A 25,079-nucleotide genomic window follows, 5' to 3' on the forward strand; every position below is an offset into this window, starting at 1 on the left:
ATTCGGCGAAACTGAACCGGCATCCAGCGATACATGCCGAATTTCACCACCTGCCAGCGAGCGAGATGACGCGCGTCATGCCGCTGCCAATGCCCCCATCGTTACATAATCCAGCTTGCCTGTGCCGAGCACCGGGAGCGCGTCCACTTCGCGAATGTCACGGGGAATGGCCAGTTCGGTGATGCCATTTGAGCGCCCCCATGACTGGAGCTCGCTTGCCTTCGCGCCTTTGCGCGTCGTGAACAACACCAGCTGTTCGCCTTTGCGTACGTCGGGACGCGTGACAACGGCATGTTCGGCATCTGGCCAGAGCGCGGACGCATAGCCTTCCACAGCAGGGAGAGAGATCATCTCGCCGCCAATCTTGGCGAAGCGCTTGGCGCGACCGCGAATGGTGACGAAGCCTTCGGCATCGATTGTCACGATGTCGCCGGTGTCATGCCAGCCTTCTTCGGGTGGCTGCAACACGCCCGGCGCGTCGGCCTTCATATAACCGGCCATGATGTTGGGGCCACGGATCGACAGGCGTCCGCCGTCGGTGATGCCGGGGACGTCGTCCAGCTTCGGTTCGATGCCCGGCAGCAGGCGCCCCACGGTGCCCGCCCGGAAATGCATCGGCGTATTGACCGCAATTACAGGGCCAGCCTCGGTCGCGCCATAGCCTTCCAATAGGCGCAGGCCAAACTTCTCTGCATAGGCCTTGCGGGTTTCATCGCGCACCCGCTCAGCGCCCGCAAAAATGTAGCGCAGCGAATAAAAGTCATAATTATGCGCCATCCGCGCATAGCCCGACAGGAAAGTATCGGTGCCGAACAGGATCGTCGCATTGCTGTCATAGGCGAGGGCTGGAACGATGCGGTAGTGGAGCGGGCTGGGATAGAGCAGCGTCTTCACGCCATGCAGGATCGGCAGCAATGTGCCGCCGGTAAGGCCGAAGCTATGGAACACCGGAAGCGCGTTCAGCACCGTGTCCGCCGTGTTGAAATCGATCCGCGCGGCCAGCTGGCGGCAATTGGACAGCAGATTGCGGTGGGTCAGCACCACGCCCTTGGGCAGGCCTTCCGATCCGCTGGTGAAGAGGATGACAGCAGGTGCATCGGGCGCGATCTGTAACCGCTTGTGGCTACGTCCCGCAAAGCGGCCGGCGATGAGGGCGCGCAACTTCGCGCCCATGCCGATGGCCGCACCAATGTCTTCCAGCCAGAGGATCGTAATGCCTTCTTCCGCGAGCGCCGCGACGATATCGCCGAGCTTGGCCTGCGTCACAAAGGCGCGCGCGGTGACGATGGTGCGGACCTTCGCAGCGGTGCAGGCGGCCTTCAGGTTGGTGAGGCCGGCAGTGTAGTTGAGCATCGCAGGCACGCGGCCATGAGCCTGGAGGGCAAAGAAGGTCGCAACCACGGCCGAAACATTGGGCAGCAGCACGCCGACCGCTTCGCCCTGTCGGGTCACAGCGGCCAGCGGCTTGCCCAGCGCCAGACTACCGACAACCAGCCGGTCGTATGACATCGGCTCGCACTTTACATCTTCGACCACCGCAGCCTTGCCGCCGTGAATGTGCCGGGCTTCCAGCAGCGCTTGAAACAGCGTTTCATCCCTGTTCGACGTGGCAAAGATCATCGCGCTCATCTCGTCATACAGGCGACGTCCGGCGATGGCGCGGCGGGCGCGGGCGCGGGCGGTCATCTCACCCTCGATCGCAAAGCGGCGTGGCGGTAGCACGGTCAAGCGGATCTTGGGAAAGCTGCGCAGCCGCACCTTGCCGCGCAGGCGAGAAAAGGGGGTATATTGGGCACCGTCGATACGGACGGGAATGATCGGCGCGTCGGCCTTGTCCGCGACCATGCCGGGGCCGTCAAACACCTTCATCAGCGCGCCGGTGACAGTGATGCGGCCTTCGGGGAAGATGACGAGCGTTCGGCTCTCGCGCACCGCTTTCACCATCGCTTTGGCCGCCATGGGGTTGGTCGGGTCAACCGGGAAGGCATCGAACAGCGGCAGGAAGGGCTTGATCCACCACGCCTTGGCGATGCGGGTAGACGGAACGTTAATCCGCATCGCTTCTGAGCTGGCGGCTGTAGAGCCACCCGATGCCGATCAGGCTGAAGCCGAGCGCCAGGAAGGATGCGATGCGGAGCAATCCCGTCAGGCCCGATGCGTCGAGCAGAAAAACCTTGGCGACCGCGCCCAGCATCAGCAGCAGGGATGCGATACGCCAATCCCGCTTGCCGGTGCGGATGCCCCAAAGCAGGAAGCCGATGGCCAGGACGATGGCCAGCACGGAACGGCCGATATCCTCACCCACCGCCAGAGTGGGGCCGTTGAGGAGCGACCCCTCGAACAACTGGCGCAGGAGGGTGAAAGTGAAGAACAGGACCAGCAGCATTCGGATGCCGTCGATCGTCCGGGCAAAGCGGAAGGCAAGGTCTGGCGCGATCCGGCCTGCCAGCGTCAATGCAAAGAAGGGCAGCGCAAAGGCGGGCAGGAGCAGCGTCAGCAACGGCAGGCTGCCGACCGCTTGCGTGGCCCAGAGCGGGTTGTGGAGCAGCAGGGTGTAGAGCAGGCTGTGCGCAAGCGCCGCAGCGATCAATGAAAGGCCGACGACGCGATAGTGCGCGATCCGCCACAAGGCGTAGCCCGCGCCCAGCATCAGCGCTTCCCAGAGCGTTCGTTCGGCCAGGCCCGCATGGATAAAGTCAATGCCAGAGCCAATGTCGAACAGTTGCTTGTACAGGATATGCACGGCAACCGCGCCCATGATCGACGCCGCCGCACCCCCGGTCCAGCGCTCGATCGTGCCGAATCGACCGCGCCACAGCATCAGCCCGATGAGCGAGGCAGGTAGAGCGAGACGGCGGAGCATGTCCGACAGATCCGGCAGGCCGCTCGCCAGCATCGGCTGGCCGAGCAGGGAAAGCAGGCCATGCCCGATCCAGTCGATCAAAGGCCAGGCAGCCCATAACAGCACGATGATCAGCATGGACGCCAGCGCGGGCAACAGCCGCTGTGGCGACCGTCGATGGCCTGCATAGGCGAGCATAGGAATGGAAAAGGCGGCGATCGGCGCGAGCCAGGATGTCGGCGCAGCCTGCGCCACCGCGCCATAGGTGACGATCGCGGCGGCGGCCTGGGCGACGACGCGCCCTTCGGCAAAGCGCGCACGCCAGGCGTAGAAGGCGGCAACGGCGGCAACCATGCCCCAGCGCAGCGATGCGGACAATGGCGTGACCGGGAAGGTATCGCCGATGAGGCGACTTGCCTCCGCCACGCCGCGGTCGCCCACGACCAGCGCGGTGAGCGCGACGAAGGTGAAGGCCCAGCCGCCATATTCGACCCGCCGATCCTTCGCCTTGTCAGACAGGATCAGCAGCGCCGCGCTGACCAGCGCTACGGTAACAGGCACCATCCAGCCGGGCAGGCCGAAGCCGCCTGCCATGACCAGTAGAATAGCGGCACTCACTGCCTGCACGACGAAGCGGGAATCGTCTCGACGGTCGGGATTGTTCCAGCCCAGCGCGATGGCCAGCATCGGCAGCGTTGCGGCGACCAGCGCGATCAAGACGAAACGGACACCGTCGACGGGCGAGGCGCGGTAGAAATGGAGCGCGGTGACGGTCAGCCCACCCAGCGCGATCGCCGCGACCTGTCCGGCTTCGATCAGGCTGCCGCCCGGCCGCCACAGCCGCCAGAGTGCAGCGCTGCCGTAGAGGGCGATGATCCCTGCCATGACAAAGGTAAAGACCAGCACCGGCGGCGAGGGCCAAACGGCTGCGAGTATTAGAGCAACAGCCAAGCCGATCGGCACCAGGCGGCGGAGCGATGCTTCGCGACTGCCCAGCCAGAGAAAGGCGATCGACAGGAGGCCGAACAAGGCCCAGTGGAGCGGCGCGAAACCGCCGGTGGCGGCCAGCATGGCCATCTGGGCCGAGGCGACGACAGCAGAGGCTGTGCGTAACAAAATGGCACGGTCGCCGGAGAAGACCAGCAGCGGGAAACCCACGCCGATCGCCAGGATCAGCAGGCCGACCGAGAGAGACGCGGTAAGGCCGAGCGCGCCGTTCAGGATCAGGAGGCTGCCCCAGCCTGCGCCGCCGATCAGTGCGCCGATGCCCAGCCACAGCCAGCGCTGGGTGCGAGACAGGGCGCACAGCCCGCCAATGGTGAGCGCGAGATAGCAGGACAGGAGCGGAACATTAGGCTCGTTCGATCCTGCCAATGCTGGCGCAGCCAAGCCGCCGACCAGACCCAGCAGAGCACTCGGTGCGCCAAAGCGCAGCGACAGCCCCATGGCGATCGCCGTCACAGCGGCCAGGCCGACAAAGGCGGTCGCTGGTCCGATCAGATGATACAGATTGGCGGCGGTCAGGATGGCGGCGTACAGCGTCGCGATGCCCGCCCCGGCCAGCGCCTGACGCACGCGGGGATCGCGTAGCCGGTCCTCCTGCCGCAGTGCGCCTTCCGCAGCGGCGATCAGTCCGCCACCGAAGAGCAGGCCCAGCATGACCCTGATGACCGGCGACAGCAGCCCTGTGTCGATCGAATATTTGACCAGCAACACGCCCGCCACCGCCAGCGTGATACCGCCCGCCCATATCGGCAGACGACGGCCGAACAGATCCTCGAACGCAAAGCCGGGTTGGGCAGGAGAGGCGGCCTGAGTCTCTGGGAATAGTATCGGGTCCGGGGCGGCGACGGGGGCGGGATCGCGCACAGCCGCAGGGGAAGGCACGACAGGCTCGGGCTGTTCAACCGGTCTCGACTCGACTGCCGGTATAGGCAGGATGGGTGCTTCCGGCTCGGCTTCGGGCGTCCTTCGCACTACGGCAGCAGCGACCGGGAGCGGCGCTGCGGTTCTGGATGGCCATATGGCGGCGGATGGCGCGGGCCGCGCATCCGTCTCGATCAGGGCGAGGCGAGATTCCAGCGCCTTCATCCGGCCTCGGGTGTCGAACAGCACGACCCCCAGCACGATCAGGACCAGCGCAACCAGCATGACTCACCCTCCAATTGATCCGTGCGTGATAATACGGAATTAGACAGTGATCAATTAAAATATTAGACAGTGATCAATTGAAGTCGTACAGCGACCTCATGGGCAGACGATCCGACCATAGCCGCGCTGAACTGGAAGCGTTGATCCTGGACGAAGGGCACCGCCATATGGCGGAAGTCGGCTTTGCCCGCTTTTCCGCGCGCGAAGTGGCCAAACGCATCGGCTATGCCGTCGGGACCCTCTATAATGTGTTCGGCAGCTATGATCGGCTGATCGTCGCCATCAATACCCGTACCTTTGAACAATGGGCCGCCTATCTCGAAGAGCGGCTGGCCCAGCCATCGACCGACCGGATCGCCGCGCTGGTGGAAGGCTATTTCAGTTTTGCAGAAGAACATATGCCGTTGTGGACCGCGATCTACGACCATCGCCTGCCGCCCGACATGGTCATGCCGGAAGGGTTTGCAGCGCGGCGCGGCGCGTTGACCGATGTCGTTGTGCGCGAGGTCGCGGCGGTGTTGCCGGCTGAGGTGCGGGACCGCGCACCGCGTCTTGCCCGATCGCTGGTGGCCACCGTCCATGGGCATTGCATCTTCGCCCTTAATGGAAGTTTCGCTCTCTTGGGTGAAACCGCACCGATGGAGATGGCGACCGCGCGGGTGAGAGAGTCGCTGGCCGCTTCGGGCGCATCGATGCCATTGGCGGATGTCGGGTAGCTTCGACATGAAATGGTTAGAATTCTGGAGCGCGATCTGCAATTCTCCGCTGGTCGGCACCAGATTGTGACCAGTGGCAGTGCTACATTGGCCCGATGGGTTGCGAGGCCCGAACTCGCACCCTTGCGCGACTGAACCAGCCTGAACCTGGTAGTTTGATATCCCTGCCGCCGTAAAGCCGAGCGAGGGATGTAAAAACACCTAGAAAATAGCGGACGGTCTGCACCTTGGCAGCGAAATTGAATGTTGAGCGTCCGTGAAGGGTCGGTTTTGCCGGGGGGCGAACGCCGGGTCGTGGGACAAATCCGTCATTCCCGGACGGGGGGGGGGAACGGCAGGTCCATCGTCAAAACCCGACTTTAAGCGAACGATCCGCTGGACAAGATTTGCGGCCGCAATTGGGCCGTCGGCAGCGTTGCCGCATGGAGTGTTGCGACGCGAAGCAGACGTTAGACATGGGTAGGGTGCTGGCCGGAAGTGTGCCGATATTAGAATAGAGGATATGCCGGCACGCTCGCGCGCCGGTTACAAAATGTGAAGCTTCGACGGTATCGCGTAAAAAGACAATATATCATATTATTGAGATTACTATGACCGCATCGCCAACTGTCCCCGTTACCGTCCTCACCGGCTATCTTGGCGCCGGCAAGACGACCCTCCTCAACCGCATCCTCGAGATCGAGCCCAACTTTTTGTCGGAAGACGATCACGAGCATGATGATGCAATCACCTCGGTCTCGCTCAAGTCGGACGCACCGGTCCGGCCCGAGCTTTTCATGCCATGGCTGCGCAAACTCACGACGGAACAAGGGCAGGACATTCTACGGCTAAAGGGCGTGCTCGCCTTCCCGGGCGAGGACCAGCGTTACGTCGTGCAGGGCGTGCATATGCTGCTCAATGGCGACCACCAGCGCGACTGGAAACCCGACGAGGTCCGCACCAGCCGGCTGGTGTTCATCGGCCGCAACCTCGACGCAGCCGGGTTGCAGAAGGGCTTCGATGCCTGCGCGGTGCGTGCCGCCTGATGGCAACGGCGGTTCAGGATGAGGCGCTTGTCCACCGGTACGGGCGCCCCGTAGCGCTTGATGCCGAGCCAACCGCGCTAATCTGGCTCGGCGATATCGCGGCGGTGGCGCTTAGGGACGGGAGCGTGCGCTTAATCGTGGGCGAGTATGACGCCCGGGCGGTGGACGTGCATGCTGGCGCGATCCTGTCGGCATGCGCGCACCCCGACGGCAAAGGGATCGTGACAGGCGGCGATGACGGGCGGGTGTGCCATGTCGCAGTCGACGGCGGGATCGCGGAACTTGGACGCTTCGAGCGCAAGTGGGTCGAGCATCTGGTTGCAAGCCCGGCGTCGGGCCTAATCGTCGCCGCCCGGTCGAGAGGCGATTGCCTGGCTAAGAGGGGCTGCCGAGCCGTCGCACCGATATACGGTAGGCTCGACACAGTATGTCGAACGCGAAGAAAAGCGCGAGACGTTCCGGCAGGACGCCATACAAGCATGGGACGAATATCAGCAGACGGGCTTGCATCTGACGCTTGAGGAAGCCGACGCTTGGTTGGCGAAGCTCGAAGCGGGCGAGGATGCGGAGCCGCCTAAGTGCCACGGCTAATCTGGACGCCGAATGCGCTGGCCGATGTTCAGCGGCTCTATCGCTGGCTCTTGCCCAAGGATACCGAAGCCGCGATCCGCGTGGTTGCGACTATCCGGGCCGGGGTCAGGATTCTGGCGGCATCACCGCGCATCGGCCGTCCGGTGGAGGATATGGACCCCGATTATCGGGAGAAGCTGATCGACTTGGGCAATAGTGGCTAAGTCGCCCTCTATCGTCTCGATAGCGGGACAGTGGCGATCTTGGCCTTTCGCCACCAAAAGGAAGCGGGCTATCCATAGCCGCCGACATGGCGGCTATCGCCTGTTATTTGACCATTGGCGCCCGAGCAGCAATGTATAAAAATGCGGTCGCCTTATCTGCGTGTGGTTCTATACGGGGGCGAATTATGGCCGTTCAACGGAAATTTTGAGTGACTTGAAATGTCCCAGTGAGCCCGGCCCAACCCAAAGGCCGATGCCGCCGCTGGCTGGAGGCAGCTTCAGGTCATTGACGATAAGGGAAGGTTCCTGCTGCCCATTGACATAGAGCCGGGCGGCGCTGCCCCGGACCACGATCTTAAGCTTGATCCATTCAGCGGGTTTCACATCCGCATAGGATTCATACTGTCCCGGGGCCTCCTTTCTAAGGCGCTCCCATGGATGTGCAGGGTGCGAGATATACTGAACCGTATGATTTCTGCGAAGCTGGTCGTCGGCATGTGCGTTGGTCGGGCGGAGGTAGATCGCCTCGAACCGATCCCGGTTTTCAGAAATCCGGAACGCTATCCCGACGAACCCTCGGGCCGTCGTCGTATCATCGACAGGCGCCCCGGACAGGACGGCTTCGATGACGAAATCGCTCGCCGTGGCTCCCCTGATGGCAGCGAAAGTCGCGTCGTCCGCGACGTCGGGGGCGGTCGTCAACAAAAGCGCGTTCGCTCCCCGGTATCGAACGGATGAGACTTCGACATTCTTCCGATCCAACGTCGCCTTGCCGAGATCGATCGTCGTCACTTTGCCGACCTGGGGTGCCGGATATGCCGCGGACGAGATGATCGACAGCGCCAGTACCGATAATATGGAACGATACGTCATCATTGCTCCCCAAAAGGCCTGATTATGGTCAGGATAGCTGTGCCATCATCGACTAGCCGCGGCTTGCAGCCGCTTCAACGCGTCGCTGGCATAGGTGTTAGTCGGGTCCAGCGCCAGCACTGCTTGAACAACTCGATGGGCTGTCTTGGACCGCCTTCGGCAACCGCGATGTTGGGCAGCCCATCATGGCTATCGGCGGATTTGGGATAGATCGTCAGGTTGAAGCGAAAGATAGCCTTGGTGTCCGCATATGGCTGGGCTTCGTAAAGATCATAGCCCAGTCTCACGAGCGCATCATCGCTGAAGTGGAGCTTCGCCCCAGACCGTTTCAGGTCGCCATAACGGGCTATGGCGCTGGCGACCGCGTCGTGATGGATCCGATCCCACAGGATTTAGCACTGCTGCGCGACCGGCATCATCACCGGCTGGCCGAAGGCGATCGCAGCCATTGCATTGCCGACCATGCCTGCCGACGCGCGGTCGCTGTTGCTCAGCACTATCGCGGTCTGTTTGTCCGTTGGGAGGCGTATGATGCAGGCTGAGAAGCCGTTGTCGCTGCTCGAATGATCCATCTCCCGCCGACCGAACTGCTCGCCGATCCGCCAGCCGAAGCCGAAATTGCTCTTTACTGGAGTGAACATCGCGCCAAGCGATGCCTGGCTGACCAGCTTGCCGGGGACGAACGCACGATCCCACAGCAGCAGATCACCCACGGTCGAATACAGCCCGCCCGCGGCATAGCCGACCGTGCCGACTGATGATCGGCGCGTTGATGAAGGTCGTGCCAAGCGAGTAATAGGCAGAGGCGCGGTGAGCGATCAGCGTGCGGGTGTTATCGTCGCCGCTGTGCGTCATGCCGAGCGGCGAGAGGATGCGCTGCTAAATATACCCGTCCCAGCCCAGCCCGGATGAGTGCCCCACCAGCTTCAATTGACCCTCGACCTTTTCATCAGGACCGATGATATCGCCTTATGGCGTCCGATCGTAAAACCGTTGAATTCCTTGTTGAGCAGATGGCAGGCGCCGGCACCGTCTCAGCCAAGGCGATGTTTGGCGAATTCGGCATTTACTGCGATGGGAAAATGATCGCTTTGGTCTGCGACGACCAGCTATTCGTCAAGCCCACGGTTGGCGGGCGGTTATTGGCTTCAGGTGCGGCAGAAGCCTCTCCCTATCCCGGTGCAAAGCCCTGCCTCCTGATCGACGCGGAAAAATGGGAAGACCGTTAATGGCTTGCCCAGATGGTCCGTATCACATCAGAGGAATTGCCGGCTTCCAGGGTCAGGGCCAAGCGCAAATCCGGTTGATGCAACGCCTGGCAAAGGCCCGTGTTCGCTAAACGAATATTCGTCCTGGAGACGTGCAGGTGGAACGTTGAATGTCCAGAAAGGATAGGATTTAAAAATTCACCCATTCACGATTGTCCCGCCATTTGGATGCAACACCTGGCCTGACATGTAACTGGCATCCTCGCAGGCGAGGAACAGGAAGGCCGGTGCGACCTCATTGGGCTGGCCGGGGCGGCCCATCGGTGTTCCTTCGCCAAAATTCTCCAGTTTTTCAGGGCTGGCGCCACCGCAAGGGTTGAGCGGAGTCCAAATTGGCCCGGGCGCGACGGCATTTACCCGTATCCCGTCGCTCACCAGATTTTCGGACAGAGACCGGGTGAAGGCGGTTATGGCGCCCTTGGTCGCACTATAGTCCAATAATTCCGAGCTGCCCTGGTACGTGGTCACGCTGGTACAGTTCACGATGGCCGCGCCAGCCTTCAGATGGGGACGTACGGCCTGCACCAGGAAGAACATGCCAAAAATGTTGGTCTGGAAGGTGCGGCGAAGCTGATCTTCGCTGATGTCTGTGATGTCCTTGTCAGGATGTTGCTCGCCGGCATTGTTCACAACGACGTCGATCTTGCCGAACGCCTCGATTGTGCGGGCGACAATCTCGTCTGCAAAGGCGCGCTCGCCGATATCACCTCGGATCGTGATAGCCTTGCGCCCCTCGGCTTCAACGATGCGCTTTGTTTCCTGTGCGTCATCCTCTTCGAGCAGATAGACTATGGCGATGTCAGCGCCTTCGCGGGCGTAGAGCGCAGCGACCGCCCGTCCTATCCCGCTGTCGGCACCCGTGATGATGGCGACTTTCCCCGCGAGGCGGTCCGAGCCCTTGTACCGAGGTTGCCATTGCGGCTCTGGGGTCAGCTTGCTCTCATGGCCGGGCAGGGCATCCTCGTGGATCATTGGGACGGTGTCGCTCATCGCATTATCTCCTTTGCTTCAAGAACCCATTGGGGCCCCGGGAGTTCTCTGCGTGACAAACGGGTGGTCGCATTTGGCGCGCACCCGGACATTGTTCCTGACCCTATGGAGGTGATCAATGACCCTTAAAGCTCTCGCGCTCAACTGCACGCTCAAAGCGGATGTCCAGGAAGAGTGCTCGACCAATGCGATGATCGCGGTGCTTGCAAAAGCCTTCAAGCGGCATGATGTCAGCGTGAGCGAAACCGTTCGGGTTGCAGCGTTCGATATCAAGCCCGGCGTCACCTCCGATGAAGGTGATGGCGACGCCTGGCCAGCCCTTCGCAAGAAAATTCTCGGCCATGACATATTGATCTGGGGCGGACCGATTTGGATGGGCCAGATCAGCAGCACGGCCAAGCGGGTATTGGAGCGGATGGATGCCTTTCTTTCCGAAACCGACGACAAAGGGCGGATGCCGAGCTATGGAAAAGTCGCGGTCGCAGCGATCGTGGGCAATGAGGATGGGGCACATTTCTCCTCCGCTCAGCTATTTCAGGCTTTGAACGATGTCGGCTGGACGATCCCTGCCGTTGCCAGCTGCTATTGGGTTGGCGAAGCGATGGGGTCTGTCGACTTCAAGGATCTGGACAAGACACCGGCCATGGTGACGAAGACCGCCGACTTGGTCGCTGCAAATGCTGCGCATCTGGCAGGATTGCTCGCGACCAGCCCTTATCCTGGCTGAGGAGCATGGCTGACCTGTCGGGCACGCTCCGTAAGAATATCGTTCTGTATGGGGCGCTCTTTGCCAATGTCGGGATCGCCATCGCCAAATTCGTGGCCGCAGCCATCAGCGGCTCTTCCTCCATGCTCACCGACGGCGTTCACTCGCTCGTTGACAGCGGCAATCAAATCCTGCTCCTCTATGAACCCGATAATCTGGATGCATGCCTAACAGGCGGGCCGCCAGCGTGACGATCGCTGGTGGCATCCTTCATTTGGCGGCTTGTCCGATTACGCGCCCTCGATCACCCTGAACACAGCGCCGCTGCCCGCATCGCGAACAAGATCTACCCGCCCGCCATCCCAGTGATAGTCGAGATGCCGACCCTGAACAGGGCTGGAGGCGCAGTCAGGATAGAATAGCGCGACGCATTCGCCACCGGGCTGGCGGACGCTTGGATAGGCAATACCGTCTGAGCCTGAACCGCGCAGCGTGGCGGCGAGTTGCTGCGCTGCTTCGTAGCTGTCAGGATCGAGGCAAGAGTCGAATGCCTCTGGGTGCGTTCTGAGATCATGCAAATCGGCATCGACTTTCAGAATGATCTCGCGAAACTGCGACGTCCATCCGGCAGGCTCGGCCGTCAGGGCCATGAAGCGCGCATGATGATGGATCGTTTCGAAAAGCGCTGTCTCATAGCTGCGCGCGACATAGAGCACGCCATGATGTCCGGCGGAGAACCGGCTTGGTCGATCGGGACTGACATGAGTGAATGACGCCATGAGATAGGAGGCGCCAACGCCGCCGACCCGTCGCGTGGGAGGGACAAGATCGATATTGCCGACCGCCGTCATGATCCGCGGGTTCGTCTTCTGCTCGGCGGAAATGAGGAGTGGCCAGTCTGCAGGGTCCGCAATATCCTCGAACAGATCGATGGGAGGATAGATGCTGCGGATGATCCTGACCGCACCTTCCCATTCGATCCTGTTGACCGGCGGACCATCAATCGCCGTCACCAGCCGCCGCGCTCCGCGTCCAGGTAGCGCCGCACCCGCATGATGTCGGTCAGCTCGCCGCCCAGCATGACCGACAGCGCGCTTGCGCCCTCAAAGGCGGCGTTGGGCGCCTTGATCCAGTCATAGCCGCGCTGCGGTTCCTCAAAGATGATGCGCAAGGCCTTGTGAATGCCCATGATGTTGGAGAGCCTGGCGAGCCCGTCACGCGAGATGCGACCTGGTCCTTCGGCCTTCCAGCGACGGAAGCTGCGCACCGGCATATCGGTCAGCATAGCAGCCTGCTCGTCTGTCACACCCCACTTGGCGAACAGGTTGAGGGCCGCACGAAACATCGCGCGGCCCTCATCCGGCGTGACCGGCTCTGGCCGGAAGGGCGCCGGGACCGTCTCAATGGGTTGTAACATGCTCATATTCATCTCCATTTGGCATCATATGTGAAATAAATGCCAAATGGCAATATTTGGGTGCAATTTACCGACTTTGTCGAGCAATGCCCGTCGTTTTAAGCCAGCCCCGTTACTCATCTGCGTTTGTGAGCGGGTTCCCGGTATCCGATTTCAGGAGTTGGTTTGTGAACGTCGCGCAGAAGGCTGTGATGCCAATAACGACAAAAGCTGCCGCAATGGCGTCGATTGACACCGCTCCGGCCAATTCCAGCAAGGAGGCGACAAGGCAAATCCCCAACGAAAGACTGAGTTGCTGAAACGTGGCATAGAGGCTGGTGGCCGCGCTCATTTTCGTCTGGTCTATATCGATAAAGGCCAGGGCATTATACCCTGTGAACAACAGCGACGTGAACAAGCCGGCCGCAAACAGGACAGCCGCCAACGTCAAGTGAGGCCAATCCGGGCTAAACAGGGCACAACCGCCGATCGCCATCGCAGCCCCGATGCCGGCAGCGGTTAGGCTGTGGCGGTAGCCGAACCGCCGGATGATCATAGGAGCAAGCGGCTTCATCGCCAGAGCGCCCAGAGCATTGGCCATCATGATCGTGCCGGCCGTGGCGGCGGACAATCCGAAGCAGAGCTGAAAGAGGAGAGGCAGGAGGAACGGCATGCCCCCCTGGGCGATGCGGATGAGTGTCCCTCCCGCAACGGAAAGACCGAAGGTGGGCGTTCGCAACAATGACAGGTCGAGGATAGGATCGTCGACGTTTCGCGCGCGGTGGACATAGGCCAGGCCAAACAGGAAGCCACAGATGAGGAGTGCGACAATGAGGGTCGTGGGAACAGGATGGCTCGCCAATTCAAGGCCGAAGACGATGCAGCCGAGCGCGATACCCGACAGAAAAAAGCCCGGCAAATCCACCCGCGCTGCCCTGTCCATCCTGATCTGCGGTATCAGCCAGATCGCCAGAGCAAGGCCGACCAATCCTATGGGCACGTTGATGTAGAAGATCCAGCGCCAGTCCAGGTAGGTCACTATCAGACCACCGATTGGCGGACCGATTATGGGACCAACGAGCGCGGGCATCACCAGCCAGGACAAGGCTGCGACAAGATCGTCCTTATCAACGGTGCGCAGCAATACCAGCCGCCCGACGGGAACCATCATGGCTCCGCCGACGCCCTGCATGAATCGCGCGGCAACGAGCGCCCAAAGAGTGGCGGATTGGGCGCATGCGATTGAGCCAGCTATAAAGACAGCGATCGCTGCACAAAATATGGTCCGCGAGCCAAAGCGGTCCGACAACCTGCCACTCGCCGGGATGAACACTGCAAGCGCGACGAGATAAGAGGTGAGCGCGAGGCTTAGACCTGACGCGGGAATACCGAAATCCCGTGACATGGCGGGCAGCGCGACCGACAACACGGTCGCATCCAATTGCTGCATGAACAGCGCAAACGCGACCACCAGCGCGACAACCCGATAACGTGGCTGAGGTTCAGGCATCGTTTCGCCAAAGATCGAAAACGGCCGTCAGTATCGGGCGACGCTCGTCTGCCCCGAAGTCATGCGATATCTTACCGACTTTCGCCAAAAACCCGCTGCTCCAATCGTTCGGCGACCGATTTGCGGACCGGATCGCCGGCTCTGATCTTGCGCCATGTATTATAGCTGATGCCATATTGCATCATCAGAACGTCGCTGGTCTGGCCGCACATGCCTGCGAGCATATGGATGAGAACCTCCTGGGGCACGGGTCGCATATTGGGAGGAATATTCGCCATTCTACCCTCCATGGGGCTGTGGGACGCGACATGGCGTGTCGCGCCCCGCATGGTTCAGAACGATACCCGCACGCCCGCGGTGATGTAGCGGCCGATCGGGTCATAGGCGCTGCTGGCGGCCGTGGTGAAGGTGGTCACGGGCGGCGGAGAGAGCGGGGGATCGCGGTCGAACAGGTTGGCGACCGACACATAGATCTGCTGCTTGCCGCCGCCCAGGTTCAGATTATAGGTCGCGGTGACATTGGTGTAGAAGACAGCGGGCGTCGTGTTATCGTTGATGTCGATTCCCTCGATCCGTGTCGCGTCCAGTTTCGCCGCGCCGATGAAGCGCTCCTGCACGAACAGCGAGAAGGCCTCGTTCGACCAGTTGGCCTGAAGCACGCCGCTCCATTTAGGCGTGATCGTCTCGCCTAGCCCTTCGCGCACCGGCGACCCTGGCGTCTGCGAGTCGTTCCGGGTTGCATGGTTCCCGATCAACCGCACGTTAAGGTCGCCGCCGGCAAACTCGGTCTTGTAGCCGAGCTCGAAGTCAATGCCGGCAACAGTCTGCTCCGCCAGGTTGAGGTTGGGGCGCAGGATGCTGAGCGATCCCGAAGGCAGCACCGTTATGTTGGCGCATTGGGTCTGGTTCCCAGCCGCGCATTCATCCACCACGCGCTGTTCGGCCAGCGTCGTGATCGCGTCCTTCAGCTTGATCTTGTAATAGTCGACTGACGCCTGGAAGCCGGGCAGCCAGCCAGGCTGATAGACGCCGCCGAAGGTCAGCGTACGGGCGCGTTCCGGCTTCAGGTTCGGGTTACCGGTGGCGAAGTTCACCTGCGGCGTCGTCACGCCCCGGTAAACGACATTGCCGTTGAGCTGGGTTGCGGGATTGAACAGTTCGAGCAGGTTGGGCGCGCGAATGTCTTGCGACCAAGTGCCGCGGAAGCGCACGGCGTCGTTCACCTGCCAGCTGCCGCCCAGCTTCCATGTCGTGACGCCACCTGAAGTGCTGTAGTCGGCATAGCGGATTGCGCCGTTCAGATCGAGCGACTGGGCGATCGCGCTATCCTTGAGGACTGGGATGGCGACCTCAAGATAGCCTTCACGAATGTCATATTCGCCGGAGAAAGGCAGCGGGTTGAAGAAGCGATATGGCCCCTGACGTCCGTTGAGCGCAGCAGGCCCTCCGCGAATGCCAGTGAAGTCGATGCGCGTCGGCGAGAGGGCATCGGTGGTCTGTCTGGCGGTTTCCTTGCGATATTCCACGCCTGCGGCTACCGCGATGGGCCCGGCGAGCTGGATATTCTCGCCCAGATCACCGCGAATGTTCGCTGCGATCACCTGCTGACGCAGGCGCAGGTTCAAGACGTTGTCACCCGTGACATAATCGGTGATCGCCTGATTGGGCGCCTGCGGCCCGAACAGGTTACGCGGCGTGCAGCCTGCGTCCAGCCCGGCCAGCGTCGAACGGCAGACGATCTGCCCGGCGGTATTGCGCACCGCGTCGGCCGACGCATAGAGGTTGCGGGCGATGGTCAGGTTGTTCGACCGCAATTCCTGATCCGACTGGCCGAAATTATAGGATGCATCCCACTTCCACGTGCCGCCAAGGTCGCCACGGGCGCCAACGGAGGCATGATAGACGTCAATGGTCGATTCATTCTCGACCAGCGGCAATTCGCCTTCGAACCGGCCGAGCTGGAACGACTGGACGTTGGCGGCGATCATGCGCGCAAGAATGTCGGCGGGCAGGTAGGCGTTGTCGCGATAAATGGTGTAGGCTGCGTTCGACCCCACATTCTGGCTGACGAACGCGCCCTGATTGGTGTGGCTGCGCGCGTAGAGACCCTCGGCGAACAACGTGAAAGCGGGCGAGATATCGAATTCGGCGCGGGCGAAACCGTTATAGCGTTCCTGCGTAGGTTGAAGCCCGATATTGGCGCGCGCGCCATCGCCTCCGCTCTGGAAGGCGGTGCCGGTGATCGTGCCATAGTTAAAGGGCGCTGACACGCCGTTCGCCAGGAATTGCGTGCCGCGCAGCGGGCCGGAACTGATCAGGCCGCCATAGGTACCGATCGAACTGCGGATCGAGGGGATGATGAGGTTTAGTGGGCGCGCGCCCGCCACCGGGTTGACGATCTGCCCCGCATTGTCGTCGAACCAGTCGCGATGCGTCTTCTGGTCTGCACGCAATCCCTTCTGGTAGAAATAGTCGATGCCGGCGATGAAGCGCAGCCGGTCGTCGGCGCCGGACGTGCCATAGGCGAGGGACCCGCCGAAGGACGGTAGATCACCATGGGTGGAAATGCCGGTCAGCGCTTCGGCCTTGAAGCCCTTGAGCTTGGTGTCGAGTACGAAGTTGACGACGCCTGCAACCGCGTCCGAACCATAGGCGGCCGATGCCCCGCCGGTGACGACGTCGACACGACTAACCAGACCCTGCGGGATGATATTGATGTCCACCGACCCGCCGCTGTTGGTGGCAGGCAGGCGGCGACCGTCGAGCAGGATCAGCGTGCGCTGCGCGCCCAGCCCACGCAGGTTGAGGAGATTCTGGCCGCTGCTGCCGCCGCGGCTGTTGGTGGTGGAAGGGTTCGAGGTCTTGGTGCTGCCGTTGAAGACAGGAAGCTGGTTGAGGCCATCGGCAAGGTTGGTCGGCGCTGCGACCCGCAACTGTTCGGAACTCGCCATGGTGACGGGGGTCGGTGTCTTGAAGCCATTGGCGACACGGCTGCCGGTGACGACGATGTCGCCATCCGACGCGACCGGCGCGCTCGACTCCGCGCTGGCATCCAGCATGGTTGCGTCGGTTGGTGTGGCATTCGCCGGTTCGGCGGCCGGAGAGGCCGGGGCCTGCGCCTGAGCGGCGGACGCCGCGCCGAGCGCCAGTGCGAGCGCCAGCGGTGCCAGCGCCGTGCCTTGACAGATCATGCCCTTCAGAGTCCGGTTCATCATAAGTCTCCCAAATTTATGTTATTGCGTCGAATAAGTCAGGTTGGCGGCTATCCCGCCTTTGCGCGATTCACCCGGCTGCCGATCAGCAAAGCCAGAAGCGACAGTAGAGCGGCGGCGGCACACCAGGCGCCGGGGATAGCCTTGTCCCCCGTCGCGCCGATCAGCGCGGTGCTGATCGCCGGCGTGAAGCCCCCGAAGACCGCGGTCGCCGTACTGTAGGCCAGACTGAAACCGACGGTGCGGACATGGCCAGGAATGATCTCCGTCAGATAGACGATGAACGCCCCATTATAGGTGGCGTAGATCGCGGCCAGCAGCAGTTCGACCGCCAGCAGCTTGCCAAAGCTGGGATCAGCGACCAACCAGCTCATCAGCGGGTAGGCGAGCGTCGCCCCGAGCAGCGTCGCGGTGATCAGCAGCGGCCGGCGGCCGACCTTGTCCGACAGCGCTCCCATCACGGGAAGCAAGATGAAGTTGGTGAGGCCCACGCAGGCGGTGACGAACAGGGCATCGCCCGCATCCAGGTTCAGCACCTTGCTGCCGAAGGTCGGGGTGTAGGCGGTGATCATGTAGAAGAAGACCGTGGTCATTACCGCCATCAGCGCACCCTGAAGGACAATGCCCCAGTTGGCGCCGATGATGCGCACAATCTGACCGATCTGCGGATGTTCCTTGCGGTTGAGGAACGCTTCGGTCTCCTCGACATGGCGACGGATGACGAAAAGGAAGGGGATCATCACGCAGCCGATGATGAAGGGGATGCGCCAGCCCCAGGCTTGCATGGTCTCCGCGTCCAGGCTGGTCGATACAATAAGGCCGATCAGCGCGGCGAACACGACCGCCGCCTGTTGGCTGGCAGACTGCCAGGAGGTGAAGAATCCCTTGCGGTGCGGCGGTGCGATCTCGTTCAGATAGACCGATACGCCGCCGACCTCGACACCGGCGGACAGGCCCTGGATCAGGCGGCCGACCAGGATGATGAGCGGCGCGGCAAGGCCGATCTGCTCATAAGTAGGTGTGATCGCAATCGCCAGCGTACCCAGCGCCATGAGGCCGAGCACCAGCAGCAGCCCCTTGCGGCGGCCATGATGATCGACATAGGCGCCCAGCACCAACGCGCCGACTGGCCGCATTAGGAAGCCCGCACCGAAGGTCATCAGCGTCAGGAGGAGGGAGGCAAACTCGCTGCCGGTCGGGAAGAAGGCTTTCGAGATGTAGGTGGCGTAATAGCCGAACACCATGAAGTCGAACATCTCCAGGAAGTTGCCGCTGGCGACTATGAAGATGGATTTAAACGCGGACCTCTTCTGGGCCGGTCCCCCTGACAGGTCGGTCGGTGGCGAAATGCTTTGCGCGGTCATGGTGTCACCTTCTCAGATGCCGGTTCGAGGCCAGTTTCGCGGATCACCGCATAGGCCCTTGGGGAGGAAAGATAGGCGAGGAGCGCCTTTGCCGACTTCTGCCGGGGCGAATAGGCGACGATGCCGCCGGAAAAAGGCGTCACCTTTTGAAGCGAATCGGGAAGCAGACCGATGATGCGGATGCCTTTGACAGGCTTTAGTTCGGAAAGCTGCTGGAAGCCGATCTCCGCCTGGCCGCTGGCGACGATCTCACCCACAGGAGTCGCCGGGATCATCGCGCCCTTGGAGCGGACCTGGTCGGCGACGCCCAGCCTGTCAAGCATGGTGGTCTGGATATAGACGCCGCTCGCGCTGTCGGACCAGGCGACGGACTTGGCTTTCAGAAGGGCGGCGCGCACCGCCTCCGCCGTCGAAATATCAGGGACTGGCGCGCCTTCCTTGACCGCAACGGCGATCTTGGACAGGCCAAGGTCGATTTCCGAGCCCGGCGCCACCTGTCCCGCCGTCGCTAGCTTGTCGAGCGCGGAGCGGGCGAGGATGACGATGTCGGCGGGTTCGCGGCGGGCCAGGCGGGCGGGGATGGCGTTGGGCGTGTCGCCCATGGAAGGCCCATGGGCGGTCACGATCCGCACGCCCGTTTCGGCGCTATATTGCGCCGCCAGCACATCAAAGGCGGCACTGAAGCCGCCGGAGGTGAGGGCGTGCAATTCGGCCGGTCGTGCAGAGGAGCCGGCGCCGGTCTGGCATCCCGCCAGCACAAGCGTGGCAGCGGCAGCCAGCGGAATGCGCCAGAACGTGCGACGAGACCAAAGCGCCAAACTGCTCATGCGAATTCGCTCCGTTGCGCACGCATCGTCGCCTCTCCTCCCATCCCTTTACTGGCCGATGCTGGCCCCTTTTGAGGCCGGGCAGCGCATTGTGTTGACGATCTACGCCCCGCGGCATATTTTTATCAAATGCAATGAATGGGATATGTGATCCATTTTGCGCATAAATGGGGAGGCGCAATTGTTCCGGCAGCTTTATGTGCAGATGGTGGTCGGTGTGCTGGCCGGTACGGCGTTAGGCTATGTCTGGCCGGATATGGGCGTCGCGCTCGCGCCGCTGGGGCTAGCCTTTATCAAGATCATGCGGATGATGGTTCCCCCTATCCTGTTCTGCACCATCGTCGATGGCATCGTGCTTCATGGCGGTGCGATGCGCACCGGTTCGACGATAGTTCGCGCGCTCGCTATCTTTCTGGCCATAACGATGCTCGCCTTGTTGTCAGGCTTGATCGTGGGTACGCTGATGCAGCCGGGCGCGGGGCTGAACCTGCGATCCGTCGCCATGAGCGATGCAGCCCACTCTTCTCTTAGTGGCCCGCCCATTAACGGGCCTGGCGATTTCCTGCTGCGCATGATCCCGGATACGTTCTTCTCCGCCTTCACGGCGGGGGATGTCCTGCCTGTCCTCTTCATCGCCGCTCTCGTGGGATTTGGGCTCATCCGTATCGGTCCTGCCGGAGAGCCGATAGCGAAAGGCCTGCGCGCGCTTACCCAGCTTCAGTTCGCCATTTTCGGCTTCCTCGTTCGCCTGGCCCCAATTGGCGCGTTCGGCGCCACGGCCTATACTGTCGGGGCCTATGGCATAGGTTTCATCGGTTCGCTCGGCATGCTGGTCGCCACGCTGGGTGCTGCCTGTCTTGTCCTTGCTCTCGTTCTGGTTGCGACCGTGCAACTTGCCACCGGGCTGTATGCCTGGACCCTGATCCGTCACTTTCGCGATGAATTGCTGATCGTGGTGGGTACATCGTCCAGTGAGGTGGTGCTGCCGCGGCTCATTACCAAGCTGGAGGCGATGGGGGTCAGCCCGGCGGTCGTTGGCTTGACCGTGCCGTTGGGTTACACGCTCAATCTTGCGGGAACGGCGGTCTATCTCGTCGTTGCAACCCTCTTCCTTTCCGAAGCGCTCGAAATCCCTTTGTCGCCCGACAGGCTGGCGCTCTACCTTGCCGTCATGCTTGCCACATCGAAAACCGCGGCAGGTGTGACGGGCAGCGGCTTTTCCGCGCTTCTACTGACGCTGTCGCTGCTTCCTGACATACCCATCGGCGCGACGGCCATGCTGATCGCGGTGGATCGCATCCTCTCGCCCATGCGGGCGACGACCAGTGGCCTTGCGAATATCAGTGCCACGCTGCTGGTAGCGCGGTGGAGCGGGACACGGATCGGGCCGATCAGGCCGCCTGCCAAGCCTCCGTCAAAAGGGTGACGAGGCGTGCCGCAGCAGGAGAAATCGGCGCGGACGGCCTTTTGAGAAGGCCGATGGTGCGGAAAATTTCCGGCTCGCCCAAGGGTCGCCAGACCAGATCGCGCGCTTCCGGCCCGGCGCAGGCCAGGCGCGGCAGGATCGATGGCCCGAGCCGTGCGTCCACCAAGGCCAACGCCGACGTCAGCCGCGTGACTTCATAAAACCAGGTAAGATGAATGCCCTGCGCCGCGAGCCTGGCCTCCAGCGTCGTCCGGTTTCCGCTGGCCCGGTGCACGGTGACGAGGCGGCGATCTGCCAGATCGCTCCATGCGACCTTAGCTATTGATGCGAGCGGGTCATCCTTACGGCAGACAAGGCCGTAGGGATCGTCATGAAGCGGTTCATAGGCAAGGTCCGCGTCGCTCGATACCGGCAACGACAGGCCAAACTCGGCCTCGCCGGTCCGCACCGCCTCTGCGCACTCCGTTGCCGACAAGTCCAAGATGCGGACGCGCGTGTTGCGATAGTCCTGCCCGAACTGCTGCAGCACCTCAGGAAGGAAGCGCACGGTAGCGCTTGGCACGCTGGCAAGCGTGATGCGGCCCGCCTGTCGCTCGCCGTCCGCCATCAGCCCGACTAGCGACCCGTCAAATTCATCGAGCATCCGCCGGATCAGCGGCAACACTTCTCGGCCTGCCGCAGTGAGGCGGACATGACGGGTCGTGCGTTCGATCAGAACCGCGCCAACGGACTGCTCCAGCTTCTGGATGCGTCGGCTCAGTGCAGGTTGAGACAGGTTCAATTGCTGCGCGGCGCGATGGAAACTGCGACCTTCCGCTACCGCGATCAATGCGCGCAAATCCAGTAATTCACAGTTTATCATCGGTACTCGCCCTACGCCAAAAACGGGAACGGGAGAATATTTCTCAGTTGGCATGCGGGATAAATTACTGGCGCGTCTGCGCTGCGCTACCGAGGAACCCGTCGGAATCGATCAAAGCGACCCGTTCAGTATATCTTTCGCGACGCATGCAAAGCATGAAGGCTGCCTGATGGCGTGATCCGCCCTCACCGAGTGGACCGATTGGATTGTTAGTGCCGCCGTTTCTGCGGCCGGTGGTCGATAGCCCAAGCTGCTATGCGGGGGGAGGGTTGTAACGCCGTCATCCGGCGGTAGCCGTAGCGCCCATATTCCTTACGCCAGCGATGATAGGTCTGTTCGCTGATCGCGATCCGGCGGCACGTCTCGGCAGGGGAGGCCCCCTGCTCTAGCACTAGCACTAGCACAATCTCAACTTCACGCAGCTTGCCGATGATCTCTTCCGGTTAGTGCTTCTTGCTCGGCATTCGTCATCCCTTTCGGGGTCCAGACTATCATAGTCTCTGGGCCACTCAGCGGGGGCAGATCATGTGGCGCGGGAGCCGGACATCGGGCCGCTCATGATTTCCAGGTGGAGTTGTCGAGGTTGGCACGATTGACACGGGACCGCCCTTCCGACTTCGATCTGCACTATCGCAGAGCCTGAGTCCTTGGCTGGAATTCGCCGATCATTGAGCATGTACCCCTATGTAAGCGGCGTCATTACCGCCTTCTGAAAGGCTGGACGCAAACATAGGCGTTCGTACCAAGCGTGGAGGTACGTCAGTTCCGGTCGCTCGATTGGCAAAGAGAACCACGCATAGGCGATGGCCCCCAGCGGGACGTCGCCAATCCCAAGCTCGACGCCTGAAAGATAGGGTGCGTCCGACAGCGCCTTGTCCGCGATTGTCATCAGGCGGACGCATTGTTCTTCACCCCGCTTCATTTCGCATTCGTTCCGCTGATCAGGCCTGCAGCGCACGAGATTCCAGAACAGATCACGGAATGGGGTTGCGAAGGAAAGGGAAGCCCAATCCATCCATTTATCTGCACTCGCCCAAGCCCCGGCGTCTGCCGATGCGAACGGTTCCGTCCCGTATCGTCTCGCGAGATAGCGCACGATTGCATTCGATTCCCATAAGATGAGATCACCGTCCTTTAGGCAAGGGACGAGACCATTGGGGTTCATTGCAAGATAATCTGGATCGCCGACCATACCGAACGATCCACCCGCATCGATATGCTCATAGTCGATGCCAATTTCCTCGGCACACCAGCGAACCTTGCGAACATTGGTTGAATTAACTCGGCCCCAGATTTTCACGCCAATAAGTCTCTTTCGTCACCTGAATCTCAGCCCTATGATATCTCGGATGCTGCAAGGCAAGCTGACTTCGGTCTTTGAATGCAATCTCATGGTTCCGATAGTCTAACCATCGGTGTTATATAGATTTTTCAGCACTAGAGCGTCGTACGCCCGTAGGATGGCGTCGCCCTTCTGTCTGATTGCTGGCCGCGAAGTTGCGCTTAAAGGTTAGGCGCGAACTTTGGGCCTGCAGTTACGCCATCATTGCCCAGGCCAGTTATATTCGGCCTTGGCTTTCTGGCGTTAATCATTGTCGCTTTCGCGACTAATCCGCGATGGGCTTTTAGGACGGTTTCCAAGAAAATCGCGGCATGGCGGCCATCGTCAACCGCCCAAGAGCGTCGGCGCGTCGATGGTGAATTTGAAGCCAAGCACCAGTGCGTTCGGAATGTCGCGGGTCCGTTGCGGCGCGCCGCTTTGGTCGGGATGGAGGATGTACTGGATATTGGGCGAGATGCGGATCGCGGGCGTCAGTTGCGCGCCATAGGCCAACTCCATCATATATTGATGCCGGTTGACGTCGCCATTGCCGCGCGCCGCGCGCATGCGCTCCATCGCCAGATCGGAGAAGCGCTGATCGCTGATGACGAAGCCGATCGTATCCCGGTCACGCCCGGCGAAGGTGCCTGTCAGTACAAAGCCGAAATCGAAGAAATGGCTGAGCTCGACCCGGCCCGACAAGTTGGTCATCGCCACGCCGAACAGCGAAAGCCCGCGCGGATCCCCGCCGCCAATGCCGCTGATTTGCTCCTGCGCGCGGAAATAGATGCCAGAGCGTCCCTTGTGGGTCGCCGGATCGCGACCGGAGAGGAGGGCGATGCCGCCCGCATCGTCCAGTAGCGGATCGGTATAGTCGCCCCGGTCGATCCAGCCGCCGATGATATAGCTTCCAGGCAGACCTGTACCGCCCATATCGGTGGGCCGATATTCGACCTCCCATGGCACGATGAAACCCGTCGCACCGCGCAGGCTGAAGGTGAAGCCGTTATCGTCGGGCCGCTTGCGTTCGGGATTGACTTCGTAAATCCCGGCATGGACGTGGAAATCGCGGCCGATATCCGCTTTTGCCTGCGCCATCCAGCTCGACGCCGGGAAATAGGTGAAGTTGCTGTTCTTGAAAACGAAGGTCGGATTGCCGCACACGGCGTTGCTCTGGAAATTGCAATAGAGCGGCGAATTCAGGAAATGGATGTTCGCCTGACTCTTGCCTGCTTCCACCGTCAGGCGGCCGTTCAGCAATTGCTGTTCCCAGGTGAGGATGGCGAGATGGGTGTTCTGCGTGCCGAAAATTTCCTGCACCGACGTATTGTTGCGAATCGCCAGCGCAGACAGGCTTTCCCCGTGCCGGTTGGTCACCGCCGCATGGATGGTCGCGCCACTGATGCCGACGATCCGGTCCATGTCCAGATCCGCACCGACATAGACCTGCCCGGCATAGGCCGCGCTCTGTCGCAGACCGCCAACAGGATTGGCGGCGGCTTCGCCCGTATAGTTCAGCGCAAGAGTTATCCCCGCATCGGCGAATGGCTGGAACGGTTCGACCTTTTGCGGTCCGGGCGTGGGCAAAGCAGGCTGCAAAGGTTGCCGTGGGTCGGAAACCGTACTCGCGCCCTTGTCCTGTGCCGTCTGGGCGTTAGCGGGCGAGGGCAGGGCGAGCGCGGCGGCAGCGATCAGCGCCGCAGCCATTCGTGCAGGCAAGCCGGGGGCGTCGGCGCCGACATGGGCGCCGTGAAGCATGGACACGGTCATGAGCTATCTCCGAGAGGGAGGTGGAA

General features: G+C 61.6%; 24 protein-coding genes and 2 pseudogenes. 7 read left to right on the forward strand and 19 right to left on the reverse strand.

All coding sequences use genetic code 11. The features are described from left to right. Positions 1-75: 75 nt before the first annotated feature. Both IWY39_RS21195 and IWY39_RS21200 read right to left on the reverse strand, forming a co-directional pair. Complete coding sequence (locus IWY39_RS21195; RefSeq protein ID WP_229380830.1) at positions 76-2,058, reverse strand: AMP-binding protein; 1,983 nt, start codon at positions 2,056-2,058, stop codon at positions 76-78. Beyond that, positions 2,048-4,993, reverse strand: a complete 2,946-nt coding sequence (locus IWY39_RS21200) for a DUF2339 domain-containing protein (RefSeq protein WP_107126553.1) — start codon at positions 4,991-4,993, stop codon at positions 2,048-2,050. Before IWY39_RS21200 ends, IWY39_RS21195 begins: the two co-directional genes overlap by 11 nt. Before the next feature lie 98 nt (positions 4,994-5,091). On the opposite strand from IWY39_RS21200, the gene IWY39_RS21205 reads away from it, so the two are divergent. Together IWY39_RS21205 and IWY39_RS21210 are read left to right on the forward strand one after the other, a co-directional pair. Further along, positions 5,092-5,709 (forward strand): TetR/AcrR family transcriptional regulator, encoded by a 618-nt coding sequence (locus IWY39_RS21205; protein ID WP_107126554.1) that lies wholly within the window; start codon positions 5,092-5,094, stop codon positions 5,707-5,709. Between the two features lie 590 nt (positions 5,710-6,299). Beyond that, positions 6,300-6,734, forward strand: a complete 435-nt coding sequence (locus IWY39_RS21210) for a GTP-binding protein (RefSeq protein ID WP_107126555.1) — start codon at positions 6,300-6,302, stop codon at positions 6,732-6,734. Between the two features lie 131 nt (positions 6,735-6,865). On the opposite strand, the gene IWY39_RS21215 is transcribed toward IWY39_RS21210, so the two are convergent. After that, positions 6,866-7,048 (reverse strand): hypothetical protein, encoded by a 183-nt coding sequence (locus IWY39_RS21215; RefSeq protein ID WP_107126556.1) that lies wholly within the window; start codon positions 7,046-7,048, stop codon positions 6,866-6,868. A gap of 264 nt (positions 7,049-7,312) precedes the next feature. On the opposite strand from IWY39_RS21215, the gene IWY39_RS21220 reads away from it, so the two are divergent. Further along, complete coding sequence (locus IWY39_RS21220; RefSeq protein ID WP_196871706.1) at positions 7,313-7,528, forward strand: type II toxin-antitoxin system RelE/ParE family toxin; 216 nt, start codon at positions 7,313-7,315, stop codon at positions 7,526-7,528. 183 nt (positions 7,529-7,711) lie between these two features. Here IWY39_RS21220 and IWY39_RS21225 read toward each other — a convergent pair whose 3' ends face one another. From IWY39_RS21225 to IWY39_RS24205, 4 genes are all read right to left on the reverse strand, one after another. Next, complete coding sequence (locus IWY39_RS21225; protein ID WP_107126558.1) at positions 7,712-8,404, reverse strand: hypothetical protein; 693 nt, start codon at positions 8,402-8,404, stop codon at positions 7,712-7,714. Between the two features lie 71 nt (positions 8,405-8,475). Next, positions 8,476-8,688 carry a hypothetical protein gene (locus IWY39_RS21230; RefSeq protein WP_107126559.1) on the reverse strand — a complete coding sequence of 71 codons (213 nt, stop codon included), beginning with the start codon at positions 8,686-8,688 and terminating at the stop codon, positions 8,476-8,478. 105 nt (positions 8,689-8,793) lie between these two features. Continuing rightward, positions 8,794-9,114 (reverse strand): hypothetical protein, encoded by a 321-nt coding sequence (locus tag IWY39_RS21235; protein ID WP_229380831.1) that lies wholly within the window; start codon positions 9,112-9,114, stop codon positions 8,794-8,796. Then, positions 9,107-9,256: a hypothetical protein gene (locus IWY39_RS24205; protein WP_229380832.1), complete on the reverse strand. Its 150-nt coding sequence runs from the start codon at positions 9,254-9,256 to the stop codon at positions 9,107-9,109. Before IWY39_RS24205 ends, IWY39_RS21235 begins: the two co-directional genes overlap by 8 nt. A gap of 116 nt (positions 9,257-9,372) precedes the next feature. Between IWY39_RS24205 and IWY39_RS21240 the strand changes: the two genes are divergently transcribed. Continuing rightward, complete coding sequence (locus tag IWY39_RS21240; protein ID WP_107126400.1) at positions 9,373-9,630, forward strand: TfoX/Sxy family protein; 258 nt, start codon at positions 9,373-9,375, stop codon at positions 9,628-9,630. A 177-nt stretch (positions 9,631-9,807) separates the two neighbouring features. Here IWY39_RS21240 and IWY39_RS21245 read toward each other — a convergent pair whose 3' ends face one another. Beyond that, positions 9,808-10,659, reverse strand: coding sequence for a glucose 1-dehydrogenase (locus IWY39_RS21245; RefSeq protein ID WP_107126399.1), 852 nt, complete (start codon positions 10,657-10,659; stop codon positions 9,808-9,810). Between the two features lie 118 nt (positions 10,660-10,777). Between IWY39_RS21245 and IWY39_RS21250 the strand changes: the two genes are divergently transcribed. Together IWY39_RS21250 and IWY39_RS21255 are read left to right on the forward strand one after the other, a co-directional pair. Beyond that, positions 10,778-11,386 (forward strand): flavodoxin family protein, encoded by a 609-nt coding sequence (locus IWY39_RS21250; RefSeq protein ID WP_145169879.1) that lies wholly within the window; start codon positions 10,778-10,780, stop codon positions 11,384-11,386. A 5-nt stretch (positions 11,387-11,391) separates the two neighbouring features. Beyond that, a pseudogene (locus tag IWY39_RS21255) lies at positions 11,392-11,568 on the forward strand (cation transporter); the annotation flags it as partial. Positions 11,569-11,655: 87 nt separating this feature from the next. Here IWY39_RS21255 and IWY39_RS21260 read toward each other — a convergent pair. The 7 genes from IWY39_RS21260 to IWY39_RS21290 form a co-directional block, all read right to left on the reverse strand. Next, positions 11,656-12,378 carry an RES family NAD+ phosphorylase gene (locus IWY39_RS21260; RefSeq protein ID WP_107126397.1) on the reverse strand — a complete coding sequence of 241 codons (723 nt, stop codon included), beginning with the start codon at positions 12,376-12,378 and terminating at the stop codon, positions 11,656-11,658. Continuing rightward, the gene (locus IWY39_RS21265; protein WP_107126405.1) at positions 12,375-12,788 is read right to left on the reverse strand and encodes an MbcA/ParS/Xre antitoxin family protein; all 414 of its coding nucleotides are present in this window, start codon (positions 12,786-12,788) and stop codon (positions 12,375-12,377) included. Before IWY39_RS21265 ends, IWY39_RS21260 begins: the two co-directional genes overlap by 4 nt. Before the next feature lie 106 nt (positions 12,789-12,894). After that, complete coding sequence (locus tag IWY39_RS21270; RefSeq protein ID WP_107126396.1) at positions 12,895-14,271, reverse strand: MFS transporter; 1,377 nt, start codon at positions 14,269-14,271, stop codon at positions 12,895-12,897. Positions 14,272-14,342: 71 nt separating this feature from the next. Beyond that, positions 14,343-14,549: a hypothetical protein gene (locus IWY39_RS21275; protein WP_145169881.1), complete on the reverse strand. Its 207-nt coding sequence runs from the start codon at positions 14,547-14,549 to the stop codon at positions 14,343-14,345. A gap of 54 nt (positions 14,550-14,603) precedes the next feature. Then, positions 14,604-17,486 carry a TonB-dependent receptor domain-containing protein gene (locus tag IWY39_RS21280; RefSeq protein WP_107126394.1) on the reverse strand — a complete coding sequence of 961 codons (2,883 nt, stop codon included), beginning with the start codon at positions 17,484-17,486 and terminating at the stop codon, positions 14,604-14,606. Positions 17,487-17,533: 47 nt separating this feature from the next. After that, the gene (locus IWY39_RS21285) at positions 17,534-18,847 is read right to left on the reverse strand and encodes an MFS transporter (protein ID WP_107126393.1); all 1,314 of its coding nucleotides are present in this window, start codon (positions 18,845-18,847) and stop codon (positions 17,534-17,536) included. Continuing rightward, complete coding sequence (locus IWY39_RS21290) at positions 18,844-19,674, reverse strand: substrate-binding domain-containing protein (RefSeq protein WP_107126392.1); 831 nt, start codon at positions 19,672-19,674, stop codon at positions 18,844-18,846. Before IWY39_RS21290 ends, IWY39_RS21285 begins: the two co-directional genes overlap by 4 nt. Before the next feature lie 181 nt (positions 19,675-19,855). Between IWY39_RS21290 and IWY39_RS21295 the strand changes: the two genes are divergently transcribed. Continuing rightward, positions 19,856-21,100: a cation:dicarboxylate symporter family transporter gene (locus tag IWY39_RS21295; protein WP_145169883.1), complete on the forward strand. Its 1,245-nt coding sequence runs from the start codon at positions 19,856-19,858 to the stop codon at positions 21,098-21,100. On the opposite strand, the gene IWY39_RS21300 is transcribed toward IWY39_RS21295, so the two are convergent. The 4 genes and pseudogenes from IWY39_RS21300 to IWY39_RS21315 form a co-directional block, all read right to left on the reverse strand. Beyond that, positions 21,066-21,962 (reverse strand): LysR family transcriptional regulator, encoded by an 897-nt coding sequence (locus IWY39_RS21300; RefSeq protein WP_181316876.1) that lies wholly within the window; start codon positions 21,960-21,962, stop codon positions 21,066-21,068. The two genes, IWY39_RS21295 and IWY39_RS21300, sit on opposite strands and share 35 nt — an antisense overlap. A 302-nt stretch (positions 21,963-22,264) precedes the next feature. Further along, a pseudogene (locus IWY39_RS24480) lies at positions 22,265-22,396 on the reverse strand (helix-turn-helix domain-containing protein); the annotation flags it as partial. Positions 22,397-22,644: 248 nt separating this feature from the next. Next, positions 22,645-23,262 (reverse strand): glutathione S-transferase family protein, encoded by a 618-nt coding sequence (locus tag IWY39_RS21310; RefSeq protein WP_107126389.1) that lies wholly within the window; start codon positions 23,260-23,262, stop codon positions 22,645-22,647. A gap of 366 nt (positions 23,263-23,628) precedes the next feature. Beyond that, a complete protein-coding gene (locus tag IWY39_RS21315) occupies positions 23,629-24,990 on the reverse strand; it encodes a carbohydrate porin (RefSeq protein ID WP_107126404.1) in 1,362 nt (453 codons plus the stop codon). Positions 24,991-25,079: the final 89 nt, after the last annotated feature.

Source organism: Sphingobium sp. JAI105 (assembly GCF_015752145.1).
GTDB lineage: Bacteria > Pseudomonadota > Alphaproteobacteria > Sphingomonadales > Sphingomonadaceae > Sphingobium > Sphingobium xenophagum.

Coding starts and splice junctions, on each gene's coding strand:
- IWY39_RS21285 (WP_107126393.1), bottom strand. CDS start 18,847: ATGACCGCGCAAAGCATTTCGCCACCGACCGACCTGTCAGGGGGACCG.
- IWY39_RS21315 (WP_107126404.1), bottom strand. CDS start 24,990: ATGGCTGCGGCGCTGATCGCTGCCGCCGCGCTCGCCCTGCCCTCGCCC.
- IWY39_RS21245 (WP_107126399.1), bottom strand. CDS start 10,659: ATGAGCGACACCGTCCCAATGATCCACGAGGATGCCCTGCCCGGCCAT.
- IWY39_RS21240 (WP_107126400.1), top strand. CDS start 9,373: ATGGCGTCCGATCGTAAAACCGTTGAATTCCTTGTTGAGCAGATGGCA.
- IWY39_RS21200 (WP_107126553.1), bottom strand. CDS start 4,993: ATGCTGGTTGCGCTGGTCCTGATCGTGCTGGGGGTCGTGCTGTTCGAC.
- IWY39_RS21195 (WP_229380830.1), bottom strand. CDS start 2,058: ATGCGGATTAACGTTCCGTCTACCCGCATCGCCAAGGCGTGGTGGATC.
- IWY39_RS24205 (WP_229380832.1), bottom strand. CDS start 9,256: ATGACGCACAGCGGCGACGATAACACCCGCACGCTGATCGCTCACCGC.
- IWY39_RS21300 (WP_181316876.1), bottom strand. CDS start 21,962: ATGATAAACTGTGAATTACTGGATTTGCGCGCATTGATCGCGGTAGCG.
- IWY39_RS21265 (WP_107126405.1), bottom strand. CDS start 12,788: ATGAGCATGTTACAACCCATTGAGACGGTCCCGGCGCCCTTCCGGCCA.
- IWY39_RS21205 (WP_107126554.1), top strand. CDS start 5,092: ATGGGCAGACGATCCGACCATAGCCGCGCTGAACTGGAAGCGTTGATC.
- IWY39_RS21270 (WP_107126396.1), bottom strand. CDS start 14,271: ATGCCTGAACCTCAGCCACGTTATCGGGTTGTCGCGCTGGTGGTCGCG.
- IWY39_RS21280 (WP_107126394.1), bottom strand. CDS start 17,486: ATGATGAACCGGACTCTGAAGGGCATGATCTGTCAAGGCACGGCGCTG.
- IWY39_RS21210 (WP_107126555.1), top strand. CDS start 6,300: ATGACCGCATCGCCAACTGTCCCCGTTACCGTCCTCACCGGCTATCTT.
- IWY39_RS21215 (WP_107126556.1), bottom strand. CDS start 7,048: ATGCTCGACCCACTTGCGCTCGAAGCGTCCAAGTTCCGCGATCCCGCC.
- IWY39_RS21225 (WP_107126558.1), bottom strand. CDS start 8,404: ATGATGACGTATCGTTCCATATTATCGGTACTGGCGCTGTCGATCATC.
- IWY39_RS21275 (WP_145169881.1), bottom strand. CDS start 14,549: ATGGCGAATATTCCTCCCAATATGCGACCCGTGCCCCAGGAGGTTCTC.
- IWY39_RS21290 (WP_107126392.1), bottom strand. CDS start 19,674: ATGAGCAGTTTGGCGCTTTGGTCTCGTCGCACGTTCTGGCGCATTCCG.
- IWY39_RS21250 (WP_145169879.1), top strand. CDS start 10,778: ATGACCCTTAAAGCTCTCGCGCTCAACTGCACGCTCAAAGCGGATGTC.